Source organism: Streptomyces sp. NPDC057654 (assembly GCF_042800135.1).
GTDB lineage: Bacteria > Actinomycetota > Actinomycetes > Streptomycetales > Streptomycetaceae > Streptomyces.
Genome location: NZ_JBHVHQ010000640.1, coordinates 1 through 4,997, shown reverse-complemented (window position 1 = coordinate 4,997; position 4,997 = coordinate 1). Strand labels below are relative to the sequence as shown.

Here is a 4,997-nt window from a genome sequence, read left to right as displayed (position 1 = left end):
GCCCGTAATGGCGTGCGCCTACGGACGTACGGGCGTGGCGTACGGACGTACTGACCGCTGGGGCGGCCCGGCAGTCGACCGTCAGCTGGGGCGCTCGAAGTCGACCTGGCTGTACGCGCGCAGCTTGGAGAGCCGGTGCGTGGAGTCGATCTGGCGGATCGTGCCCGACTTGGAGCGCATCACCAGCGACTGCGTGGTCGCCGTCTCCGCGCGGTACCGCACCCCGCGCAGCAGGTCGCCGTCGGTGATCCCGGTGGCCACGAAGAACACGTTCTCGCCGCTGACCAGGTCCTCCGTCTGAAGCACCCGGTCCAGGTCGTGTCCGGCGGCGACGGCGCGCTCCCGCTCCGCGTCGTCCTTCGGCCACAGCTTCGCCTGGATCGTGCCGCCGAGGCACTTGATGGCACAGGCGGTGATGATGCCCTCGGGCGTGCCGCCGACGCCGAGCAGCAGGTCCACGCCGGTGCCCTCGCGCACGGCCATGATCGCGCCGGCCACGTCGCCGTCCGCGATGAACTTGATACGGGCGCCGGCCTCGCGGATCTCCTTGACGATGCCCTCGTGGCGCGGCCGGTCCAGCACCACGACCGTGACGTCCTCGGGCGAGGACCGCTTCGCCTTCGCGATGCGGCGGATGTTGACGCCGACCGGCGCGTTGATGTCGACGAAGTCGGCGGCGTCGGGGCCGGTGACGAGCTTGTCCATGTAGAAGACCGCGGACGGGTCGAACATGGTGCCGCGCTCGGCCACGGCCAGCACGGACACGGCGTTGGCCATGCCCTTGGCGGTCAGCGTCGTGCCGTCCACGGGGTCCACGGCCACGTCGCACTCGGGGCCGGTGAGGTCGCCGACGCGCTCGCCGTTGTAGAGCATGGGCGCGTTGTCCTTCTCGCCCTCCCCGATGACGACGACGCCGTTCATGGAGACGGTGCCGATGAGCGCGCGCATGGCCTTGACGGCGGCGCCGTCGGCGCCGTTCTTGTCGCCGCGGCCGACCCAGCGGCCCGAGGCCATGGCGCCGGCCTCGGTGACCCGGACGAGTTCCAGCGCGAGGTTGCGGTCCGGGGCCTCGGGGCTGACCTCAAGGGGAGACGGCAAGTGGTGTTCGGTCAACGGAGCGCACCTTTCTGTACGGCGACGGCCGTTAAGTGAGGGTGCTGATGACTTTATCGGTTGATTGCCAAAGTGAGCAGAGCACCCTGCGTATGAGCGCCACGACGAGTGGCGTACGCGCCCGCCGCCGTGGCTCCGTACGGACCTGCCCCATGGACCTGCCCCCACGGACCTGCCCCCGGGCCGGTGTCCCGGCTGGAAGGGGTATGGGGGACGATGGGCGGGTGGCAGGCAGAAGCGCTAAGAAGCAGACGGTGCGGAACATGATTCTGTCGCTGGCGGTGATCGTTCCCGTCGCGGTGGTCAGTTACGTGTTCATCCCGCACGACGAGAGCAACGACCCCGTCAAGACGGTCAGCTACCGCGTGGAACTGGACACGGCGCGCCGCGCCGCCCCGTACCCGGTGGCGGCACCGGTCGGCCTCCCGGAGGGCTGGCGGGCCACCTCGGTCTCGTACGACGGGGCCGGCAAGGAAGGCGCGGCGTGGCACCTGGGCTTCCTCGACCCGAAGAAGCAGTACGTGGCGGTCGAGCAGAGCAACGGCCCGGCGGCGGCGTTCATCGACGACGTCACCCAGCAGGCCGCGAAGACCGGGAAGACCGAGCGCGTCGACGGCGCGACGTGGGACCGCTACGAGGGTGAGAAGTACGACGCGCTGGTGCGCACGGAGAACGGCGTGACCACGGTGGTCACGGGCACCGCGCCGCACGGGCAGCTCACGCGGATGGCCGCCGCGCTCAAGGCCGAGAAGACGAAGCCGGAGACGAATCCGGACGCGCGCAACTCGGCCTGAACACGACGGCCATCGGACTGCCGCTGGGGGGAGCGGCAGGTCTGAGGGGGGTGCCGCCCGACGGGGGCCGGGCGACCTCAGACGTCTTTGCCGATATCTCGATTTCCTGGGTTCCTGGGTTCCCGGATTCTCGGGTTCTCGGGATTCTCAGACGGTCTTGACGACCTGGTCGTACTCCAGGCGCGGCGACCGCGGGAACCAGGCGTCCTCGCCCGGCTTGCCGATGTTGATGACCATCAGCGGGGTGTGGTCGTCGTCCAGGAACTCCTTCTGGACGCCCGCGAAGTCGAAGCCCGTCATCGGGCCGGCCGCGAGACCGGCGGCGCGGACGCCGAGGATGAAGTAGGCGGCCTGAAGCGAGGCGTTCAGCGCGGCAGCGCCCTCGCGGGAGGAGCGCTCCGCGAAGAACACGTCCTTGGCCTGCGGGAAGTGCGGGAAGAGCGCCGGCAGCTCCTCGTGGAACTCGTTGTCGGCGGCGAGGATCGCGACCAGCGGGGCCTTGCGGGTCTTGGGCTGGTTGCCTTCGGCCATGTGCGACACGAGGCGCTCGCGGGCCTCCTCGGAGCGGACCAGCACGATGCGCAGCGGCGACTGGTTGAAGGCGGTCGGCGCGTACTTGACCAGGTCGTAGACGGCCTGCATCTGCTCGTCGGTCACCGGCTCGTCGGTGAAGGTGTTGGCGGTGCGGGCCTCACGGAAGAGCAGGTCCTGAGCGGCGGCGTCGAGGGCGAGAGTCATGCGATGAACACCTTCTGTTGCGTCAACGGTTCGAGCTGGCACAGACCACTGTACCGGCAATAGATTAATCTTCAACTAAAGGGGTGTGGGTGTGCCCGGACTCACATGGATCAGGGCATGGCGGGGTACGGGCGTGATGCCGTGACGCCGGTACAGGTGCGGCCGGGCAAGCCCGCTCAGTCCTGCGAGGCGGCCGTTTCCGCGTCGTCGCCCGCGGGCCGGGACTCGTCCTCGTCGCCGTCCCCGGCCTCCTGCGCCAGCGCGGCGTCCAGCCGGGCGCGCGCCCCGTCGAGCCAGCGGCGGCAGACCTTCGCCAGCTCCTCGCCGCGCTCCCACAGGGCCAGCGACTCCTCCAGCGTCGTGCCGCCCGCCTCCAGGCGCCGCACCACATCGATCAACTCGTCCCGTGCCTGCTCGTAACCGAGGGTGGAGTCGTCGGTCTTCTCGCGCGTCGTCGCCATGGGAACCAGCCTAAGCGGGGGGTGTGACAACGGCCCGTACCGCGAACTCGCCGTCCGCGACCCGCGCCCGCAGCTCCTCGTCCGGCGCCACGTCCTCGGGGGAGTGCACCACCGAACCGTCCGCGTGCTGGAGCACGGCGTAGCCGCGCCGGAGCGTCGCCGCGGGGGAGAGGGCCACGACGCGCGCCAAGGTGTGCGCCAGCTCGGAGTCGGCGCGGTCCAGGAGGTGCGCCAGCGTGCGGCGCCCGCGCTCCAGCACCGCCGCGACCTGCTCCTCGCGGTCGTCGACCATACGGTGCGGGCGCTGTATCACGGGCCGCGCCAGCGCCGAGGCCAGACCGCGCTCCTCGCGGTCCAGCAGCCCGCCGACGCTGCGCAGCGCGCGCTCGCGCAGCTGCTGGATACGGGCCTGCTCCTCGCCCACGTCCGGCACGATCTTCTTCGCCGCGTCGGTCGGCGTGGAGGCGCGCAGATCGGCGACCAGGTCGAGCAGCGGGGAGTCGGGCTCGTGCCCGATGGCGGACACCACGGGCGTACGGCACGCGGCCACCGCCCGTACGAGCTGCTCGTCGGAGAACGGCAGCAGGTCCTCCACGCTGCCGCCGCCGCGGGCCACGACGATCACGTCGACCTCCGGCAGCGCGTCCAGTTCCTTGACCGCGGCCATGACCTGCGGGACGGCGTGCACGCCCTGTACGGGCACGTTGCGGACCTCGAAGCGCACGGCGGGCCAGCGCAGCCGGGCGTTCTCCAGCACGTCGCGCTCGGCGGCGGAGGCGCGGCCGCAGACCAGCCCGATCAGCTGGGGCAGAAACGGCAGCGGCCGCTTCCGGTCGGCCGCGAACAGCCCCTCGGCTGCCAGCGACTTCTTCAGCTGCTCCAGGCGCGCGAGCAGCTCGCCCACCCCGACCGGCTTGATCTCGGCGGCCCGCAGCGAGAGCTGGCCGCGCGGCGCGTACCACTCCGGCTTGGCGTGCACGACGACGCGCGCGCCCTCCGAGACGACGTCGGCCACCTTGTCGAAGACGGCGCGGTAGCACGTGACGGTCAGCGAGATGTCGTACGACGGGTCGCGCAACGTCAGGAACACCACCCCGGCGCCCGGCCGCCGCGACAACTGCGTGATCTGCCCCTCGACCCATACGGCCCCGAGCCGGTCGATCCATCCGCCGATCAGCCGGGACACCTCGCCGACGGGGATCGGCGCGTCCGCGGACGTGTTGACAGCCATGCGCGCCAGGCTATCGGCGCCCACTGACAATGGACGGCCGCAGGCAGGGCCCCAGGGCGGACGTGGTCGGCCAAGGCCCCGCGTCCCGTAATCGGCGACTATCAGTAGACGCTGATTTTTTAAACCGGTCGTCGCCCTCGGTATTGCAGCGCCAGGATCACCAGCCCCACCACCAGCCACACGGCCGCCACCACCTGGGCCGTGGCCGACGCCTCGACGATCACCGCGACCACCACCGCGAGCCCCAGCAGCGGCACGAGCACATGGCCGATCAGGCTCGGGTGCTCCGCCCGCTTGCGGATCCAGAACCAGCCGATCACCGAGGCGTGCAGCAGGCCGAAGGCGGTCAGCGCACCGACGTTCACGATCGACGACAGGTGGTCCAGGCCGTCGTCGCGGCGGGCCGCCCACACCGCCGCGATCAGCGTCACGACGGCCGCGCCGAGCAGCGCGCGCCGCGGCACGCCGCTGCCTGCGTCCACCTTCGACATCGCGCCCGGCAGCCGCCGGTCGCGGGCCATGGCGAACAGCAGCCGCCCGGCCGCGGCCTGCCCGGCGAGCGCCGCGAAGGCCGCGCCGATCGCCTTGCTGGTCGCGACCAGGTCGTGCAGCCAGCCGCCGACCGACGAGTCGACGGTGGCGTAGAACGCGTCCCCCTGC

6 protein-coding genes are annotated in these 4,997 nt (G+C 71.4%); 1 reads left to right on the top strand and 5 read right to left on the bottom strand.

Annotation, left to right across the window (positions count from 1 at the left end; all coding sequences use genetic code 11):
• Window positions 1-81: 81 nt before the first annotated feature.
• On the bottom strand, window positions 82-1,113 hold the full coding sequence (glpX, locus tag ACFU99_RS32625; protein WP_363231393.1) for a class II fructose-bisphosphatase: 1,032 nt from the start codon (window positions 1,111-1,113) through the stop codon (window positions 82-84).
• Window positions 1,114-1,319: 206 nt separating this feature from the next.
• Here glpX and ACFU99_RS32620 point away from each other — a divergent pair, with 206 nt between their 5' ends.
• Complete coding sequence (locus ACFU99_RS32620) at window positions 1,320-1,907, top strand: DUF4245 domain-containing protein (protein ID WP_384398907.1); 588 nt, start codon at window positions 1,320-1,322, stop codon at window positions 1,905-1,907.
• A gap of 147 nt (window positions 1,908-2,054) precedes the next feature.
• Here the strand turns inward: ACFU99_RS32620 and ACFU99_RS32615 are convergent, their stop codons facing one another.
• From ACFU99_RS32615 to ACFU99_RS32600, 4 genes are all read right to left on the bottom strand, one after another.
• Window positions 2,055-2,645: a malonic semialdehyde reductase gene (locus ACFU99_RS32615; RefSeq protein WP_384398905.1), complete on the bottom strand. Its 591-nt coding sequence runs from the start codon at window positions 2,643-2,645 to the stop codon at window positions 2,055-2,057.
• A gap of 176 nt (window positions 2,646-2,821) precedes the next feature.
• Window positions 2,822-3,106, bottom strand: a complete 285-nt coding sequence (locus ACFU99_RS32610) for an exodeoxyribonuclease VII small subunit (protein ID WP_384398903.1) — start codon at window positions 3,104-3,106, stop codon at window positions 2,822-2,824.
• A gap of 10 nt (window positions 3,107-3,116) precedes the next feature.
• A complete protein-coding gene (gene xseA / locus ACFU99_RS32605; protein WP_384398901.1) occupies window positions 3,117-4,337 on the bottom strand; it encodes an exodeoxyribonuclease VII large subunit in 1,221 nt (406 codons plus the stop codon).
• Window positions 4,338-4,456: 119 nt separating this feature from the next.
• Window positions 4,457-4,997, bottom strand: a 541-nt coding sequence (locus tag ACFU99_RS32600) for an amino acid permease (protein ID WP_384398899.1), incomplete at its 5' end; no start/stop codon positions are given.

Coding starts and splice junctions, on each gene's coding strand:
- ACFU99_RS32620 (WP_384398907.1), top strand. CDS start 1,320: ATGGGGGACGATGGGCGGGTGGCAGGCAGAAGCGCTAAGAAGCAGACG.
- ACFU99_RS32615 (WP_384398905.1), bottom strand. CDS start 2,645: ATGACTCTCGCCCTCGACGCCGCCGCTCAGGACCTGCTCTTCCGTGAG.
- ACFU99_RS32610 (WP_384398903.1), bottom strand. CDS start 3,106: ATGGCGACGACGCGCGAGAAGACCGACGACTCCACCCTCGGTTACGAG.
- xseA (WP_384398901.1), bottom strand. CDS start 4,337: ATGGCTGTCAACACGTCCGCGGACGCGCCGATCCCCGTCGGCGAGGTG.